Source organism: Variovorax boronicumulans, from assembly GCF_019352895.1.
In the GTDB taxonomy this organism is placed as follows: domain Bacteria; phylum Pseudomonadota; class Gammaproteobacteria; order Burkholderiales; family Burkholderiaceae_C; genus Variovorax; species Variovorax boronicumulans_A.
On sequence record NZ_JAAAFX010000004.1, the window covers coordinates 475,855 to 492,244 of the forward strand.

The 16,390-nt window shown below is 69.8% G+C and carries 14 protein-coding genes; 6 read left to right on the plus strand and 8 right to left on the minus strand.

What is annotated here, in order from left to right:
- Positions 1 to 98 precede the first annotated feature (98 nt).
- Positions 99 to 1,274: an ABC transporter substrate-binding protein gene (locus K0H49_RS03895; RefSeq protein ID WP_219209815.1), complete on the minus strand. Its 1,176-nt coding sequence runs from the start codon at positions 1,272 to 1,274 to the stop codon at positions 99 to 101.
- 197 nt (positions 1,275 to 1,471) lie between these two features.
- On the opposite strand from K0H49_RS03895, the gene ampC reads away from it, so the two are divergent.
- Positions 1,472 to 2,638, plus strand: coding sequence for a class C beta-lactamase (gene ampC / locus K0H49_RS03900; RefSeq protein WP_219209816.1), 1,167 nt, complete (start codon positions 1,472 to 1,474; stop codon positions 2,636 to 2,638).
- A 19-nt stretch (positions 2,639 to 2,657) separates the two neighbouring features.
- Here the strand turns inward: ampC and K0H49_RS03905 are convergent, their stop codons facing one another.
- The 3 genes from K0H49_RS03905 to K0H49_RS03915 are packed head-to-tail and all read right to left on the minus strand — an operon-like array spanning position 2,658 to position 5,559.
- Positions 2,658 to 3,644: a PDR/VanB family oxidoreductase gene (locus K0H49_RS03905; protein WP_219209817.1), complete on the minus strand. Its 987-nt coding sequence runs from the start codon at positions 3,642 to 3,644 to the stop codon at positions 2,658 to 2,660.
- A gap of 35 nt (positions 3,645 to 3,679) precedes the next feature.
- On the minus strand, positions 3,680 to 4,456 hold the full coding sequence (locus K0H49_RS03910) for a GntR family transcriptional regulator (protein ID WP_219209818.1): 777 nt from the start codon (positions 4,454 to 4,456) through the stop codon (positions 3,680 to 3,682).
- Entirely contained in the window at positions 4,453 to 5,559 is a 1,107-nt protein-coding gene (locus tag K0H49_RS03915) for an aromatic ring-hydroxylating dioxygenase subunit alpha (RefSeq protein WP_219209819.1), read from the minus strand. Before K0H49_RS03915 ends, K0H49_RS03910 begins: the two co-directional genes overlap by 4 nt.
- Before the next feature lie 144 nt (positions 5,560 to 5,703).
- Here K0H49_RS03915 and K0H49_RS03920 point away from each other — a divergent pair, with 144 nt between their 5' ends.
- Positions 5,704 to 6,825 carry a 5-methyltetrahydropteroyltriglutamate--homocysteine S-methyltransferase gene (locus tag K0H49_RS03920; RefSeq protein ID WP_219209820.1) on the plus strand — a complete coding sequence of 374 codons (1,122 nt, stop codon included), beginning with the start codon at positions 5,704 to 5,706 and terminating at the stop codon, positions 6,823 to 6,825.
- A gap of 3 nt (positions 6,826 to 6,828) precedes the next feature.
- Here the strand turns inward: K0H49_RS03920 and K0H49_RS03925 are convergent, their stop codons facing one another.
- The gene (locus tag K0H49_RS03925) at positions 6,829 to 7,722 is read right to left on the minus strand and encodes a LysR family transcriptional regulator (protein ID WP_219209821.1); all 894 of its coding nucleotides are present in this window, start codon (positions 7,720 to 7,722) and stop codon (positions 6,829 to 6,831) included.
- 99 nt (positions 7,723 to 7,821) lie between these two features.
- On the opposite strand from K0H49_RS03925, the gene K0H49_RS03930 reads away from it, so the two are divergent.
- From K0H49_RS03930 to K0H49_RS03940, 3 genes are all read left to right on the plus strand, one after another.
- A complete protein-coding gene (locus tag K0H49_RS03930; protein ID WP_219209822.1) occupies positions 7,822 to 8,739 on the plus strand; it encodes a dihydrodipicolinate synthase family protein in 918 nt (305 codons plus the stop codon).
- A 48-nt stretch (positions 8,740 to 8,787) separates the two neighbouring features.
- Positions 8,788 to 9,747, plus strand: coding sequence for a Bug family tripartite tricarboxylate transporter substrate binding protein (locus K0H49_RS03935; RefSeq protein WP_219209823.1), 960 nt, complete (start codon positions 8,788 to 8,790; stop codon positions 9,745 to 9,747).
- A gap of 95 nt (positions 9,748 to 9,842) precedes the next feature.
- Complete coding sequence (locus tag K0H49_RS03940) at positions 9,843 to 11,225, plus strand: phospholipase D-like domain-containing protein (protein ID WP_219209824.1); 1,383 nt, start codon at positions 9,843 to 9,845, stop codon at positions 11,223 to 11,225.
- Here K0H49_RS03940 and K0H49_RS03945 read toward each other — a convergent pair.
- On the minus strand, positions 11,222 to 12,448 hold the full coding sequence (locus K0H49_RS03945) for an ROK family protein (RefSeq protein WP_257624577.1): 1,227 nt from the start codon (positions 12,446 to 12,448) through the stop codon (positions 11,222 to 11,224). The two genes, K0H49_RS03940 and K0H49_RS03945, sit on opposite strands and share 4 nt — an antisense overlap.
- Positions 12,449 to 12,562: 114 nt before the next feature.
- Here K0H49_RS03945 and K0H49_RS03950 point away from each other — a divergent pair, with 114 nt between their 5' ends.
- On the plus strand, positions 12,563 to 14,092 hold the full coding sequence (locus K0H49_RS03950; protein ID WP_374122302.1) for a glycine betaine ABC transporter substrate-binding protein: 1,530 nt from the start codon (positions 12,563 to 12,565) through the stop codon (positions 14,090 to 14,092).
- A 9-nt stretch (positions 14,093 to 14,101) separates the two neighbouring features.
- Here K0H49_RS03950 and K0H49_RS03955 read toward each other — a convergent pair whose 3' ends face one another.
- Positions 14,102 to 14,707, minus strand: a complete 606-nt coding sequence (locus tag K0H49_RS03955; RefSeq protein ID WP_374122348.1) for a glutathione S-transferase — start codon at positions 14,705 to 14,707, stop codon at positions 14,102 to 14,104.
- Positions 14,708 to 14,768: 61 nt separating this feature from the next.
- On the minus strand, positions 14,769 to 16,205 hold the full coding sequence (locus K0H49_RS03960) for an aldehyde dehydrogenase family protein (protein ID WP_219209825.1): 1,437 nt from the start codon (positions 16,203 to 16,205) through the stop codon (positions 14,769 to 14,771).
- Positions 16,206 to 16,390: the final 185 nt, after the last annotated feature.

The window sequence follows — 16,390 nt, forward strand, 5'->3', positions numbered from 1 at the left end:
CGACATAAAGGAGGAGGCCGCAGGCCGGGGGACAGTCGCGGAGCAAGGTGCGCCGTCGGCGGGATCGCGCCCCGAACCATGCACCCTGGCCCGGCCGCTCACTTGGTCTTGCCTGGATCCTTCACGCCCTTGATCACGTCGAACTCGACGTTGTACAGCTGCCCGTCCTTCTTCTCGACCTTGCGCAGGTACACGTCCTGCACCACGTCGCGGGTCTGCGCATCGATCAGCACCTGGCCGCGCGGGCTCTCGAAGACCTGGCCCTTCATGGCCGCCAGCAGTGCGTCGCCGCCGCCCTGGCCCTTGGTGATCTTGAGCGCTTCGTAGATCACGCGCATGCCGTCATAGCCGCCCACGGCCATGAAGTTGGGGCGCATCTTGGGATTGGCCTTCTCGAAGGCCTCGACGAACTTCTTGTTCATCGCCGACGGGTGTGCGGCCGAGTAGTGGTGCGAGGTGACCACGCCCAGCGCGCCGTCGCCCATGTCGTTGAGCTGGTCGTCGTCGGTCACGTCGCCGGTGGCGATCAGCTTGATGCCGGCCTTGTCCATGCCGCGCTCGAGGAACTGCTTCATCACCGCCGCGCCCGCGCCCGAGGGCACGAAGACGAACAGCGCATCGGGCTTGGCGTCGCGCACCTTTTGCAGGAAGGGCGCGAAGTCGGGGTTGCGCAGCGGCACGCGCAGCTTGTCGATCACCTTGCCGCCGTTGAGCTGGAAGCGCTCGCTGAAGAACTTCTCGGCGTCGTTGCCGGGGCCGTAGTCGGCCACCAGCGTCACCACGGTCTTGATGCCGTTCTTGGGCGCCCAGTCGCCCATCGGCACCGACACCTGCGGCAGCGTGAAGCCCGAGCGCACGATGTAGGGCGAGGCCTCGGTGATGCTCGAGGTGGCCGCGGCCATCACGAGCTGGGGCGTCTTCGACTGGGTGGCGATGGGCGCCACGGCCAGGGCCAGCGGCGTCAGGCCGAAGCCGGCGAGCACGCCGACCTTGTCGTTGACCACCAGCTCCTGCGCCAGGCGCTTGGTCACGTCGGGCAGGCCGGTGTCGTCCTTGACGATCAGCTCGATCTTGCGACCGGCCACGGTGTCGCCGTTCTGCGCCATGTACAGGCGCGCGGCCGCCTCGATCTGGCGGCCGGTGGAAGCCGATTGGCCGGTCATGGGCAGGATCAGGCCGATCTTGAAGGGCGTGGTCTGCGCCTGTGCGGCGAAAGGCAGGGCCAGTGCGATGGCGGCCAAGCCTGCAGCCTGGACGAGATGGCGACGTTGCATGGTTGTCTCCTGAGGAATATGAAATGCCGTAACCGGCGTCATTGTGAACACGCCCGGGCGCGCCGACTTCGCGGCAATCCCCTAGGCGACCGATGCTGCGGCGGCATTGTGCGCGAACAACATGCAACATGTGCGGTGATCGCGCAACAGGTACGGGCAGCTAGCATTCCCATCCCTGTCACACACGAAAGAACCTCATGCATGCACGCGCTCGGCTTCGCGCCGGATGGACCCCTGTGATCGGCGCCCTCTTCTTCGCGAGTGCCGCCCTCGCCAAGGCGCCGCAGCCCACTTCGCCCATCGACGAGGTGGTGCGCGAAGCCGCCCACACCTTGATGCAGCAGAACGGCATTCCGGGCCTGGCGATCGCAGTCACCGTCGACGGCCGGCAGCACTTCTTCAACTACGGCGTGGCGTCGAGGCAGACGCAGCGCCCGGTCACGCGCGACACGCTGTTCGAGATCGGCTCGATCAGCAAGACCTTCACCGCCACGCTGGCCAGCTACGCCCAGGCCACCGGCCGGCTGGCACTCACCGACCCGCCGGCCAAACACCTGCCGCCGCTCGAAGGCAGCGCCTTCGGCAACACGACCACGCTGATGCACCTCGGCACCCATACTGCCGGCGGTTTTCCGCTGCAGGTGCCCGATGCGGTGCAGACCACGGGGCAGTTGTTCGACTACCTCCGCACCTGGCAGCCGCAGTACGTCGCAGGCACGCGCCGGACCTATGCCAACCCCAGCATCGGCATGCTGGGCCTGATCGCGGCCAAGAGCCTGGACATGCCCTTCGAGGAGGCCATGGCACAGCACGTCTTCCGCCCGCTCGGCCTGAGGCATACCACCCTCGACGTGCCCGCCGCGCAGATGGCCTCGTACGCGCAGGGCTACACCAAGACCGACGCGCCGATCCGCCTGCGCGGCGGCGTGCTGGGCGCCGAGGCCTACGGCGTGCGGACCAGCGCACGCGACCTGATCCGCTTCGTCGAGGCCAACCTGCGCGGCCCCGGCACGACGCCGCTGCAGCGCGCCATCGAAGCCACCCACACGGGCTACTTCCGCGCGGGCGCGCTGACGCAGGACCTCGTCTGGGAGCAGTACCCCTACCCGGTCGCGCTGCCGGTGCTGCTCGAAGGCAACGGCGACAAGATGGCCTACGAGACGCAGGACGTCACGGCCATCGACCCGCCGCAGCCGCCACAGCAGGCCGTGTGGATCAACAAGACCGGCTCGACCAACGGCTTCGCCGCCTACGTGGCCTTCGTGCCTTCGAGGAAGATCGGCATCGTGCTGCTGGCCAACAGGAACGTGCCGATCGCACCGCGCGTGCGCCTGGCCCACGAGATCCTCGAGAAGCTGGAGTGATCGGCTCGGCATCGCGGCCTCAGGCGTCCGGGCGGTAGGCGGAGTCGAGCGTGAGCGCGCCCACGGCGCGTGACACGCAGGCGCAGATGCGCGTGTTCGCCGCTTTCTCGTGGGCGCCGAGGAACACGTCGCGGTGGTCGAGCTCCCCGTCCACGGCCAGCACGTCCATCGTGCACAGGCCGCATTCGCCGCGCTTGCAGTCCGACAGCGTCTGCACGCCGGCCGCCTCGAGTGCGTCGAGCAGCGTGCTGTCGGCCGGCACGGTGATCGTCAGGCCGTGGCGCGGAATGCGCACCTGAAAGGCCTGCGTGGGCAGCCGCCCGCTGCTGCCGAAGGTCTCGAAGCGCAGGTCCTCGAGCGGGCGGCCGGCCGCATGCCAGGCGCGCTTGATCGCCTCCAGCATCGGCACCGGACCGCAGGTGTAGAGCTGGCCGCCGGGCGGCAGCGCGGCGATGGCGGCGTCGAAGTCGATGGCAGTCGCGCCTTCGTGGGCCGACACGCGCTCGCCCAGCGCCGCCTGCAGCTGCGGCAAGTAGCCGAGCTCGCCCGCATGGCGCGCGCCGTAGAGCATCCGCACCGGCACGCCGCTGCGCCGGGCCAGTGCGCCCAGGCGCTGCGCCATCCCCACCAGCGGCGTGATGCCGATGCCGCCCGCCACCAGCAGGTAGCCGGGCGCGGCCAGGTCGAGCGCGAAGTGGTTCTGCGGCGCGCTGACCTGCAGGCGATCGCCCACGCCCAGCCGCCACATCGCCAGCGAGCCGCCACGGCCGTCGTCGAGCCGCTTCACCGCGATGCGCCAGCTCCGGCCATCGCCCTCGCCGACCAGCGAATAGGAGCGGGTCTGCAGCCTGCCCTGCGCGGTCATCACCTGCACCTGCAGGTGGGCGCCGGGCTCATGGGCGCCGGCGAAGCCGCCGTCGGGGCGCAGTTCGAATTCGCGCACGGTGGGCGTGACGTCGCGCAGCGCGACAAGCTGCGCCTGCATCCATTGAAGATCGCTTTTCATCGGCGGAACACCCAAGGCGAAGAAGTGGCGGCCTCTCAGCCGCGGCGGCGGATCAGCTGCACGCCGGGCAGGGGGCGTTGCGCGGCGGTGGGCGTGCCATGCAGCGCCTCGCGCAGGTTGCGCCGCGCGAGGCGGCTGTGCTCGCGCATCAGCGCCTCGGCGCGCGAACCTTCGCCGGACTCGATGGCGTCGAGCACCTGCAGGTGCTGGTCCTGCGCGATCACGAGCATGTCGCGCGCGGCCGGCGAGTTGGCCTGCACGATGACGAAGCCCGAGGGCGAGGCGAAGGGCAGCTTGACCACGCGCTCCAGCTGCTGCGCGATGACCGGGCTGCCCGCCATCTCGCACAGCAGCGCATGGAAGCGCTCGTTGTGCGTCACGTAGCGCGAGAAGGCGGCGTCGTCGAGCGCGGGCTCGCGCAGCAGCTCGTCGATGCGGCTCAGGCAGGCGCGCGCCTCGCGCAGCACCACGGGCGCCGCACCGCGCTCGGCCGCGAGCCGCGCGACCAGGCCTTCGAGCGTGCCGCGCAGTTCGATGGCGTCGGCCACGTCGCGTTCGGAGAAGGTGCGCACCGCATAGCCGCCGTTGGGCAGGGCCTCGAGCAGGCCTTCCTGTTCGAGCCGCATCAGCGCGGTGCGCACCGGCGTGCGCGACACGCCGAGCTGCTCGGAGATGGCCACTTCGGCAATGCGCGCACCGCCGGGCAGCTCGCCCGCGAGGATCATTTCGCGCAGCCGCAGCTGCGCCTTCACGGCCTGAGAGCTGCCGCTGTCGCCGGGCTCGGCGGCGGGAGGAACAGCGGCCACCTTCATGCGATCTGCCCCTCGGCGGCGTGGATCGGGATCGCGGCGCGCGCCGGCCTTTCCCGCTCGACCATGCGGTCGATCAGCTTGCGCGCCCACATCGAACCGGCGTCGATGTTGAGGTTGTAGAACCGGTGGTCGGGATGGTCGTCCATGGCCTTCTGCTGCGCCTCGAGCACCAGTTCGTCCTCGCGGAAGATGCCCGAGACGCCTTCGCGCAATTCGTGCGTGAGGCGCTGCTCGCCGATGCAGTAGTTGCGCGAAAAGGCCCAGAAGTACAGGCAGGTCTTGTCGGTCTCGGGCGTGATGGTGTTGAGCACGTAGCCATTGACGCCCCTGCTGCGGTCGCCGGGGTGCTCGCCCTTCGGCACCGCGCCGCTGCCGGCCTCGGCCACGCCGACGTCGATGTTCACGGTGCACGGCCCTTCGAAACGGATGATCTGCCAGCGGTCGACCTTGCCCGTGTAGCCGCGCGCGTGGCGGATCTGGCTGCCCCAGAAGGGCGGCGGGTCGATGTCCTCCATCCAGCGCGTGACGGTGGCCGAGCGGTCGCCGTGCGTGGCCACGAAAGGTGCCTCGGCCACTTCGCGGTTGCCGATGGACGAGCCGTGCACGAAGGTCTCGTGCGTGAGGTCCATCAGGTTGTCGACCACCAGGCGGTAGTCGCAGTTCACGCGGATCATCTTGCCGTCGCCGGCCCAGGCCGGGTCGTCGTTCCAGTGCATGTCGGGCACCAGCGCCGGGTCGGCCTTGGCCGGATCGCCGGGCCAGATCCACACGAAGCGGTGCTTCTCCACCGCCGGAAAGCTGCGCACGCAGGCCGAGGGATTGAGCGTCTCCTGGCTCGGCATGTGGGTGCAGCGGCCCTGGCTGTTGTAGACCAGGCCGTGGTAGCCGCAGACCAGCTCGTCGCCCTCGAGGCGGCCCAGCGACAGCGGCATCAGCCGGTGCCAGCAGGCGTCTTCCAGCACGGCCACCTGGCCGTCGGTGCGGCGGAACAGCACCAGCTTCTGGTTGCAGACGGTGCGCGGCAGCAGCGCATGACGCACTTCCACGTCATAGGCGGCGGCGTACCAGGCGTTCAGCGGAAAGGCACTCGTGGGCGTTTTCATGAATACTCAATGTATACAGAAATACCGAAAAATCCAGCGTTTCAACGCATTTCGAGGGTAAGTACCGATCCTTCTGTACACATCATCTTCCACCCCGGAGGCGATACGATGCTGCGCTCGTTCCCCATCCGACGGAGACCTCCCATGTCACAGCACGCCGCCCTCCCCGCCCGCTACGACCATGTCGGCAGCTTCCTGCGCCCCCAATACCTGCTCGAGGCGAGAGAGCAGAAGGCCAAGGGCGCGATCACGCCCGAGCAGCTGCGCACGGTCGAAGACCGGGCCATCACCGAGATCGTGCAGTTCCAGCAGGACGTGGGGCTCAAGAGCATCACCGACGGCGAGTTCCGCCGCACCTACTTCCACATCGACTTCCTCGACCAGCTGGGTGGCGTGAAGACCGACATCCCGGTCACGATCCGCAAGCCCGATGGCCGCGAGGAACTCGCGCCGCCGGTGCTGCGCGTGATCGACAAGGTCCGGCACGCGAAGAACATCCAGCTGGCCGACTTCGAGTACCTCCAGAGCCAGGTGGCTGCCGGCCGCACGCCCAAGGTGACCATCCCCTCGCCCACCATGCTGCATTTCCGCGGCGGACGTGCGGGCATCAGCAAGGTCGCGTATCCCGAGCTCGACCCGGTGTTCTACGACGACGTGGCCCGGGCCTATGGCGACGAGCTGCGCTCGCTGGCCGCGGCGGGCTGCACCTATGTGCAGATGGACGACACCAACCTCGCCTACCTCTGCGACGAGCACATGCGCGAAGCGGCCCGCCAGCGCGGCGACGACCCCAACGAGCTGCCGCACCGCTATGCCGCCTTCATCAACAAGGTGGTGGCGCAGAAGCCGCCGGGCATGCTGCTGGCCATGCACCTGTGCCGCGGCAACTTCAAGAGCACGCATGCCGCGGCCGGCAACTACGAGCCCGTGGCCGAGGCGCTCCTGAAGGAGATGGACCTTGACGCCTACTTCATGGAGTACGACGACGCGCGTTCGGGCGACTTCAAGCCGCTGCGCTACCTGCCCAAGGGCAAGACCGTGGTGCTGGGCCTGGTGACCACCAAGTTCGGCGAGATGGAAGACAAGGACGAACTCAAGCGCCGCATCGACGACGCCGCGAAGTACGTGCCGCTGGAACAGCTCGCGCTGTCGCCGCAATGCGGCTTCTCGAGCACGGTGCACGGCAACAACATCGCGGTCGAGGCGCAGCGCAACAAGCTCCGGCTGGTGATCGAGACGGCGCGCGAGGTCTGGGGCACCGACTAGCCTTCAGTCGGCGGAAAAGGCCCGCTGCAGCGCCTCGCGCACCGTGTGGGCTACGCCCTCGCGGCTGCCCTTGCGCCAGACCAGGTGCAGCTCGGATTCCAGCGCCGCGTGGGGCTGCAGCGCGCGGAAGGCCACGTGGGCATAGCCCAGGCGTTGCGCCGATGCGGGCACCAGCGCCACGCCCATGCCCGCATCGACCAGCGACAGGATCGAGTGCGTGTGGCTCAGCGTCTGCACGGTCTCGGGCGCCACGCCTTCGGCGCGCAGGCGCCCGGCGATAAGCTCGTAGAGATAGCGCGTCTCCGACGGACAGAATTCGATGAAGGGCTGGCCCTGCAGGGCCGACAGCGGCATCGCCGGCCCCTCGGCCAGCGCATGGCCGCGCGGCGCGGCCAGCACCAGCGGCTCGCGCATCAGCGTGCTCGCGTCGGCGAAGCTGCGCGGCACGAAGGGCCGCACGATGCCGAGCTCGATGCGGTCGCCGGCCAGCGCATCGAGCTGGTCGGTGGTCTGCATCTCACGGAGCATCACCTGCACGTCGGGCAGCGCGGTGCGCAGCGCGAGCAGCACCGTCGGCAGGACCGAGAAGCTGGCCGCCGCGATGAAGCCCAGCGTCACGCTGCCCGCATCGGCCCGCATCGCGCGGCGCGCGACCAGTGTCGCGGCCTGGCTGCGGCGCAGGATGTCCTCGGCCTCGCGCAGGAACACGCTGCCGGCCGGCGTGAGCCGCACGGTGCCGCCCGCGCGCTCAAGCAGGCGCGCGCCCACCTCGTGCTCGAGCAGCTGGATCTGCCGCGTGAGCGGCGGCTGGGTCATGTTCAGCAGGACGGCGGCGCGACCGAAATGGAGTTCGGTCGCCACGGCCACGAAGCAGCGGAGTTGGGAGAGCTGGAACACGATTCAGTTTTTGAATGGCGGCATCGCCTGATTGGATTGGACGCGATCGTCGCCGCTTTCTAGAGTCAACACTGACTTTCATGATTCTGGAGACAAGCGATGAGTTTCTTTCACGGCGCGGACCTGCGCCAGGCGCTGAACGGCATTTCGGGCATTCTGGTCACCCCCTTCGACGCGAACGACGCGATCGCGCCCGCACCGCTGCAAGCGGTGGTCGACCGCGCCATCGCGGCCGGCGTGCAGGTGCTGGTGGCCAACGGCAACACCAGCGAGTTCTACGGCCTGCAGGCGCACGAGGCCGAACACGCGGTGCGCATTTCGGCCGACTGCGTGCGCGGCCGCGTGCCGCTCCTGGCCGGCATCGGCCGCAGCGTGCACGAGGCCTGTGCGCTGGCCCGCGTCTCGCGCGCAGCCGGCGCCGATGCGCTGATGGTGCACCAGCCGCCGGACCCCTTCGTCTCGCCGCGCGGCGTGCTGGCCTATGTGCAGCGCATCGCCGAGGCCGGCGCAGGCCTGCCGCTGGTGCTCTACCTGCGCAACGAGAACATCGGGCTCGACGCCATCGAGGCCCTGTGCCGCGTGCCCGAGGTGATCGGCGTGAAATGGGCCTCGCCCACGCCGCTGGTGCTCGCGCAGGCGATGCGCCGCACCACCGACCGCCAGCTGGCCTGGGTCGGCGGCCTGGCCGAGGTCTGGGCACCGCCCTTCTATGCGGTCGGTGCGCGCGGCTTCACCTCGGGGCTGATCAACGTGATGCCCGAGCGCTCGGTCGCGATCCACCAGGCGCTCGAGGACGCCAACCATGCGTTGGCCATGCGGCTGATCGACGAGATGCTGCCCTTCGAGGAGCTGCGCGCGCAAGAGAACAACGGCACCAACGTGACCGTGGTCAAGACCGCGCTGCAGATGATGGGCAACGACTGCGGCGCCACCCGCGCGCCCTCGGCCTGGCCGCTGACCGATGCACAGCAACAGGCGCTGCATGCGCTGCTGCAGGGCTGGCAGCTCGCACGCTGATTGCACCTCCGTCTCTCTCGCGCCCCCTATAACGATCAAGGACAAACCATGAAACTGCGTCGCTCCCTGCTGCTGCTCGCCACCCTGCTGCCCCTGGGCAGCGTGGCCCTGGCCCAGGCCTATCCCGCCCGGCCGATCACCATCGTGCTCGGTTCCACCGCCGGCAGCGCCACCGACGGCCTGGCCCGCGCCATCGCGGCCGAGGTCACCAAGTCCAGCGGGCAGCCGGTGATCGTCGACAACCGCGCCGGCGCGTTCGGCGGCATCGCGGCGCAGTACACGGCCCATGCGCAACCGGACGGCTACACGCTGTTCATGACCACCAACACCACGCAGTCGGCCAACCCGCACCTGCTGAAGAAGCTGAGCTACGACCCGATCAAGGACTTCGCGCCGGTGGCGCTGCTGGCGCGCGGCTACCTGGCGCTGGTGGTCAACCCCAAGGTCAAGGCGAACAACGTGGCCGAGCTGGTGGCGCTGGCCAAGAGCGCGCCGGGCAAGCTCAACTACGGTTCGGGCAGTTCGTCGGCGCAGGTGGCGACCGAGCTGTTCCAGCAATCGACCGGCACGAAATTCACCTACGTGCCGTACAAGGCCAACCCGCCGGCCGTGCTGGACCTGGTGGGCGGACAGATCGACCTGATGATCGTCGACCTCACGACCAGCCTGCCGCAGGTCAAGGCCGGCAAGCTGCGCGCCCTGGGCATCAGCAGCGCGACGCCCTCGCCGCTGGTGCCCGAGGTGCCGCCCATCGCGAACTCGCTGCCGGGCTACGAGTTCGGCTACTGGAACGCGCTCTATGCGCCGGCGAAGACGCCCGCGCCCGTGGTCCAGCGGCTCAGCGAACTGATGCGCGACGCGCTGGCCAAGCCTTCGGTACGCCAGGCGATCGAGAAGAGCGGGCAGGAAGTCGCGTTCGCGCCGCCCGAGGAACTGGCGAAGTTCCAGCTCTCGGAGCTGGAGCGTTGGGGCCGGATCATCAAGGCCGCGGGCATCGAACCCGAGTGAGGGCTCCCCACCTGCGGATGCTTCTGCCGCGGTGTCCCTGGCACTTCACTGGATAGTGCCAGGGGTTTTGCGCGGGCCGGTTAATCTCTGCGGACATGCCGCACCTGCTCCAGCCCTGGCTGCCTTCGCCCTCCCAGCACTTCCTGGTCGTGACCTTCGCGCTGCTCGTCTATGTGCTGACGACGCGGGCGCGGCGCGAGCAGCGGGCGCCCACCACGGCCATCGCCTGGGTCATGGGGCTGCTGCTGATCCCCTACGTCACGCTGCCGATGTACCTGATGTTCGGCCAGCGCAAGCTGCGGCCGGTGGGTGCGCCACGGCCGCCGCGCACGCTGCCGGCGGGCCATTGGGCGGCCGAGCTCATCGAGAGCTTCGGCCTGCCGGCCCCCGGGCGCTGCGCGCCGCGTTTCCACGCCGACGGCGCCGCGGCGCGCGATGCGCTGTGGCAGGTGATCGACGGCGCGCGCACGCGGCTCGACGTCTGCACCTTCATCATCGGCGACGACTCGCTGGGCCACGAGGTCGTGACCCGGCTCACGCGGCGGGCCCGCGACGGCGTGCAGGTGCGCGTGCTGCTCGACGGCTTCGGCGCACTCACGCTGCCGGCCCATCACTTCGATGCGCTGCGTTCGGCCGGCGGCACGGTGGCGGTGTTCCGCCCGCTGTTCAGCCTGCGGCGCAACGGCCCGCGCAACCTGCGCAACCACCGCAAGTTCGTGATCTCCGACGACCACTGGCTCTGGTCGGGCGGGCGCAACCTGGCGGGCGAGTACTTCACCGGCAACGACGAGCATTCGGTGCCCTGGCGCGACCTGTCCTTCGACCTGCACGGCAGCGTGGCCGAGGCCGCGGCGGTGCAGTTCGAGCACGACTGGTCCTCGGTGCGCGACACCACGGCGCGCGACATCCCGCCCAGCGCCACCGACACCCAGCGCGAAGACGGCACCCTGGCGCAGTTCCTGCCCAGCGGCCCGGACCAGACCGAGGACACGGCGCACGCGCTGCTGATCGATGCCTGTTTCCGCGCCGAGCACCGCATCCTCGCCATCACGCCCTACTTCGTGCCCGACGACGGCCTGCGCAACGCCTTGCGCCTGGCCGCGCGGCGCGGCGTGCAGGTGACCATCGCGGTGCCCGAATGCTCGAACCACCGGCTGGCCGATTTCGTGCGCGCGCGTGCGATGCGCGACCTGGCCGGCGCCGGCGTCACCTTCCGCATGCTGCCCTTCATGGCGCACGCCAAGGCGGTGGTGGTCGATGAGCAATTGGCGCTGTGCGGCTCGATCAACCTCGACCTGCGCAGCCTGCTGCTCAACCATGAAGCGGCCGTCGTGTTCTACGGCCGCGGGCCAATCGACTGGCTGGCGCATTGGATCGAGACCACGGCCTCGGCCGGCGCGCCCTACCGCGCGCGGCGCCCCGGCCTCGGGCGCGACCTGGCCGAAGGCCTGCTGCTGACCATCGCCTTCCAGCTCTAGCGTGCGCGGGCCTTAGGGCTCATGGGCGTCTTTGCGGTCTTTGCCTTCTGTGCGACCTTGGCCGCCTTGACGGCTTTCGCCTTCTTCGCGTCCTCGATCGGCTGGAGCGGTTTCGGCGGCTTGCCGTTCTTGCCGGGCGCCTCCGCCGGCGAGACCTGCACCTCGGGCTTGTTGGTGTAGCTCGCGTTGCCCAGCCCGGTCCCGATCGTGAGGATCGCCCAGTGCTTGACGTCGCGCATGAAGGGCAGCTCGCTCAGCCCCTGCACCACCGCATCGTTGTGCAGCCGCGCGGTGGTGGGCGCGCCGCCGATGGTGGGCAGGCGCTTGCACAGCTCGCTGGGCAGATGGAAGGTGTCGCTCTCCCAGTCGCCCGGCAGGTTCTGGGTGCCGGCCGCGATCGAGCCGTCGGTGCGGATCCGGCCCGGGCAGGCGATGCCGACGAAAGGCGCGAGCCGCACGCCCTTCGCCGCGCAGTGGTCGATCAGTTCCTGCAGCATCAATGCCAGCCGCTCGAGCAGTCCGCTGCGGCTGGGCTTGTCGTCGGCATGGCGCCACTTCATGCGCCGCACCACCTTGGCCATCGACAGGTCGGGAGCCTTGTGCAGCCGCGTCTTCACGATGCCGCAGCGCAGGTTGGTGCCGCCGATGTCGACCGCGAGGATCGCGTCGTAGGCCGCCAGCATGTCGGGCGGCACCAGGTGCACCCAGCCGATCAGGCCGCCGTCGTCGACCTCGTGCGACAGCCGCGCCAGCGGCACCCGCACCTTCATCTCCTGCAGGATCGCCGCGGCCTGCAGGATCGCACGCTCGCCCACGTCGCTCTCGGGAAAGCCGCCGCCGATCACGATGCGCTCGACCTTCTGCCAGGAGGGCTCGCGCAGGAAGCGGCGCGTGACGTGCGCGAGTTCCTCGGCGAACTCCTCGATCGCGCCGTGCAGCACGTCGGAGGCCTCGGAGCCATCCCGCGTGAGCATGCGGTCGAGCGCCTTCTTGCTGAGGTCGCGCGAGGGCAGCGGCCCCATCGGGTCCTCGCCGCCGTTCTTGCGCCGGCGCTTGCGCCACTGCTCGAGCAGCGCGCGGAAGGCCGTCTGGCTGGCCTGGTCGCCGGCAAAGCCGTCCTGGCTGTCGCGCACCTGCAGGCTGTAGCCGTCGACCAGCACCGAGGGAAGCTCGCGCGCGCCGTGTTCGGCGGCAAGGTGGGACGGCACGGTCGATGGGGCCATGGATGCTTTCGATGGAAGTGGGATGCCTCGACTGTCGCCGCGATGGCCCCTGGCACGCATCGGCGCGGCGCACGAACGGCTGTAGGAGCGCGGCCTGACCGATACACTGGCCCGATGCGCCTGCCCCTGCCCCGCCATGCATGGCTTCTCGCCATGGCCTGCCTCGCGGCCATGGCCATGGCCCTGGCACTCGCCCTGCCGTCGTCCGCCCAGACCGAGCGCGACACGCTGCGCATCGGCTCCAAGCGCTTCACCGAGTCCTACATCCTGGCCGAGCTGCTGGCCCAGAGCGCGGCCCCGCACACGGCCGCGCCGCCCGTGGTGCGCCAGGGCCTGGGCAACACCTCGATCGTCTACGAGGCGCTGCGCTCGGGCGCGATCGACCTGTACGCCGAGTACACCGGCACCATCGCGCTCGAGATCCTGCAGGGTGCGGCCTCGATGACGCGCGAGGAGATGAACGCCCGGCTCGCACCGCTGGGCCTGGGCGTGGCCATTCCGCTGGGCTTCAACGACGGCTATGCGCTGGCCATGCGCGCCGCCGATGCCGACCGGCTGCAGCTGCGCACCCTGAGCGACCTGGCGCGCCACCCCGAACTCAAGCTGGGCCTGTCGAACGAGTTCATCGGCCGCGCCGACGGCTGGCAGGGCCTGGCCGCGCGCTACGGCTTCGCGCAGAAGCCCACCGGCCTCGACCATGGCCTGGCCTACGACGCCATCGCCGCGAAGCAGATCGACGTGATCGACATCTACACGACCGACGCCAAGATCGAGCACCTGGGCCTGCGCGTGCTGACCGACGACCGCAATTACTTCCCGCACTACGACGCGATCGTGCTGCACCGGCTCGACCTGCCCGCGCGGCTGCCGCAGGCCTGGGCCGCGCTGCGCAAGCTCGAGGGCCGCATCGACGAGCGCGCCATGATCGCGATGAACGCACGCGCCGAACTGCAGGGCACGGCCTTCGACACCATCGCGCGCGACTTCCTGGCCGGCGGCACCGCGCCCTCGGCCCAGCGCGGCTTCGTGGCCAAGCTGTTCGGCGACGACCTGGGCCGGCTCGCTCGCCAGCACCTGCTGCTGGTCGCGGTGTCGGTGGGCCTGGCGATCCTGATCGCCGTGCCGCTGGCCATCGTGGTGTCGCCGCACGCCCGCACCCGCGCTGTGGTGCTGGGGGTCGCGGGCCTGATGCAGACCGTGCCATCGCTCGCGCTGCTGGCGGTGCTGATCTCGCTGTTGGGGCAGATCGGCACCGGGCCGGCGCTGATCGCGCTCACGCTCTATTCGCTGCTGCCGATCATGCGCAACACCGTCACCGGCCTGGGCGAGGTGCGCAGCGGCCTGCGCGACGCGGGCACCGCGCTGGGCATGACGCGCGCGCAGAACCTGCGGCTGGTGGTACTGCCGCTGGCCATGCCCACGCTGATCGCGGGCGTGCGCACCGCCACCGCGATCGCGATCGGCACCGCCACCATCGCGGCCTTCATCGGCGCGGGCGGCTTCGGCGAACGCATCGTGACCGGGCTGGCGCTCAACGACCGGCAGCTGCTGCTGGCCGGCGCGCTGCCCGCGGCCGCGCTGGCGCTCGCGAGCGAATTGGTGTTCGAGGCGATCGAGCGGCTGCTGGTGCGGCGCGCGCGCTGAACGGCCCTGTTAGTCCGGCGGGAAGTGCAGCACCGGATCGCCGGGCTTCCAAGCCGCGTACTTCTGCGTCGCGGCCAGCCATGTCTCGCTGGCCGTCAACGCCGCCAGCCATTGCGCCAGCGCGGGCCAGGGTTGCGCCGCGAACCAGTCGGCATCGACCTGCGCGAACTGGCGCACGAAGGGCGCGACCGCCATGTCGGCCAGCGTGGGCCGGTCGCCGAACAGGTGCGAGCCCAGCGCCAGGCGCTGTTCCAGGGCCTGCAGGAACAGCGCGCCCTCGGCCCGTTGCTGCAGCGCATCGACGCCTTCGAAGCGGTTCGGGTACTTGTAGCGGTCGAGCTGCTGCTTGAAGGCGCCGTCGCATTGCGCGACCAGCGCCAGCATGGCCTCGAAAGTCTCGCGCGGCGGCCGCAGCCAGGCCTGCGGATCGTGGCGCGCCAGCGCCCACTGCATGATGTCCAGGCTCTGGTCGATCACCTGCCCGCCGGGCAGCACCAGCACAGGCACCGTGGCCTTGGGCGAGGCCTCGATCAGCGCCGCGGGCTTGTTGCGCAGCACCACCTCACGCAGCGCGCAGCACGTGCCGCTCGCATGCAGGGCGAAGCGCGCCCGCATCGCATAGGGGCAGCGCCGAAAGGAATAGAGCACCGGCAGCGCCGCGCTGCCCACGTCGGTCTCAGGCAAGGGTGTAGGCCGTCTTCACCGTGGTGAAGAACTCCTGCGCGTACCGGCCCTGCTCGCGCGGACCGTAGCTCGAGCCCTTGCGGCCGCCGAAGGGCACGTGGTAGTCCACGCCCGCGGTCGGCAGATTGACCATCACCATGCCCGCCTGGCTGTGGCGCTTGAAATGCGTCGCGTACTTCAGGCTGGTGGTCGCGATGCCCGCCGACAGGCCGAACTCGGTGTCGTTGGCCGTGGCCAGCGCCTCTTCGTAGCCCTTGACGCGGATCACGCTCGCCACCGGGCCGAACACTTCCTCGCGGTTGATGCGCATGCCCGCGCCCGATTCGCTGAACAGCGCGGGCGCCATGTAGAAGCCCTCGGTGTCGCGCTCGAGGCGCTCGCCGCCGACGGCCAGCACCGCGCCTTCACTCTTGCCGATCTCGATGTAGCTCAGGTCCTGCTCGAGCTGGCTCAGGCTCGACACCGGGCCGATGTCCGTGCCCTGCGCCAGCGCGTCGCCGACCTTGATCTTCTCCATGCGGGCCTTCATCGCCGCGATGAACTGCGGGTAGATGCCGTCGGTCACGATCAGGCGGCTCGAGGCCGTGCAGCGCTGGCCGGTCGAATAGAAGGCGCTCTGCACGCTGAGCTCCACCGCCTGCGCGAGGTCGGCGTCGTCCAGGATCACCTGCGGGTTCTTGCCGCCCATCTCGAGCTGCACCTTCTTGTGGTTCGTCGCGCACTGGACCGCGATGCCCCGGCCCACGCCCACCGAGCCGGTGAAGCTGATCGCATGCACGCCCGGGTGCGCCACCAGCGCATTGCCGATCACGCTGCCGCGGCCCATCACCAGGTTGAACACGCCCGCCGGGATGCCCGAGCGGCTGATGATCTCGGCCAGCGCCCAGGCGCTGCCGGGCACCAGGTCGGCCGGCTTCATGACCACGCAGTTGCCGAAGGCCAAGGCCGGTGCGATCTTCCAGGCAGGGATCGCGATCGGGAAGTTCCACGGCGTGATCAGGCCCACCACGCCCACCGGTTCGCGCGTGATCTCGACGCCGATGTTCGGGCGCACCGAAGGCAGCGTCTCGCCCGACAGGCGCAGGCATTCGCCGGCGAAGAACTTGAAGATCTGGCCGGCGCGCGTGGCTTCGCCGATGCCTTCGGCCCGGGTCTTGCCCTCTTCACGGGCCAGCAGCGTGCCCAGCTCTTCCTTGCGCGCGAGGATCTCGGCGCCGATCTTGTCGAGCGCGTCCGAGCGCGCCTGGATGCTGCCCGTGGCCCAGGCCGGGAAAGCCGCGGTGGCCGCGGCCACGGCCGCGTCGACGTGGGCCGCATCGCCCTGCGTGTATTCGGCGATGGTGTCGCCCAGGTTCGACGGGTTCAGGTTAGGGCTGTAACTATTGCCCTTCTTCCATTCGCCGCCGATCAGGTTGTCGTGTTGTTGCATGGTCTCGTCCTCGGATGGATGGGGAAGCGCTCCGGCATGCCGTGCGCGGGGGCGGTCAGGGGGTTGGCAAGCTTAACGCGGGCCTGCGGCGAACAGGCTTCGCTCGCGCCCATCCCCCACGCCCAGGCGGTGGTATCGGCGCCGGCTGGCAGCCAAGGGCGCCCGCAGCGCGGGGTCCTGCGATG

Excerpts from the sequence above, each read along its gene's own strand:
- K0H49_RS03895 (WP_219209815.1), bottom strand. The coding sequence starts at position 1,274 with ATGCAACGTCGCCATCTCGTCCAGGCTGCAGGCTTGGCCGCCATCGCA.
- ampC (WP_219209816.1), top strand. The coding sequence starts at position 1,472 with ATGCATGCACGCGCTCGGCTTCGCGCCGGATGGACCCCTGTGATCGGC.
- K0H49_RS03905 (WP_219209817.1), bottom strand. The coding sequence starts at position 3,644 with ATGAAAAGCGATCTTCAATGGATGCAGGCGCAGCTTGTCGCGCTGCGC.
- K0H49_RS03910 (WP_219209818.1), bottom strand. The coding sequence starts at position 4,456 with ATGAAGGTGGCCGCTGTTCCTCCCGCCGCCGAGCCCGGCGACAGCGGC.
- K0H49_RS03915 (WP_219209819.1), bottom strand. The coding sequence starts at position 5,559 with ATGAAAACGCCCACGAGTGCCTTTCCGCTGAACGCCTGGTACGCCGCC.
- K0H49_RS03920 (WP_219209820.1), top strand. The coding sequence starts at position 5,704 with ATGTCACAGCACGCCGCCCTCCCCGCCCGCTACGACCATGTCGGCAGC.
- K0H49_RS03930 (WP_219209822.1), top strand. The coding sequence starts at position 7,822 with ATGAGTTTCTTTCACGGCGCGGACCTGCGCCAGGCGCTGAACGGCATT.
- K0H49_RS03935 (WP_219209823.1), top strand. The coding sequence starts at position 8,788 with ATGAAACTGCGTCGCTCCCTGCTGCTGCTCGCCACCCTGCTGCCCCTG.
- K0H49_RS03940 (WP_219209824.1), top strand. The coding sequence starts at position 9,843 with ATGCCGCACCTGCTCCAGCCCTGGCTGCCTTCGCCCTCCCAGCACTTC.
- K0H49_RS03945 (WP_257624577.1), bottom strand. The coding sequence starts at position 12,448 with ATGGCCCCATCGACCGTGCCGTCCCACCTTGCCGCCGAACACGGCGCG.
- K0H49_RS03950 (WP_374122302.1), top strand. The coding sequence starts at position 12,563 with ATGCGCCTGCCCCTGCCCCGCCATGCATGGCTTCTCGCCATGGCCTGC.
- K0H49_RS03955 (WP_374122348.1), bottom strand. The coding sequence starts at position 14,707 with ATGCGGGCGCGCTTCGCCCTGCATGCGAGCGGCACGTGCTGCGCGCTG.
- K0H49_RS03960 (WP_219209825.1), bottom strand. The coding sequence starts at position 16,205 with ATGCAACAACACGACAACCTGATCGGCGGCGAATGGAAGAAGGGCAAT.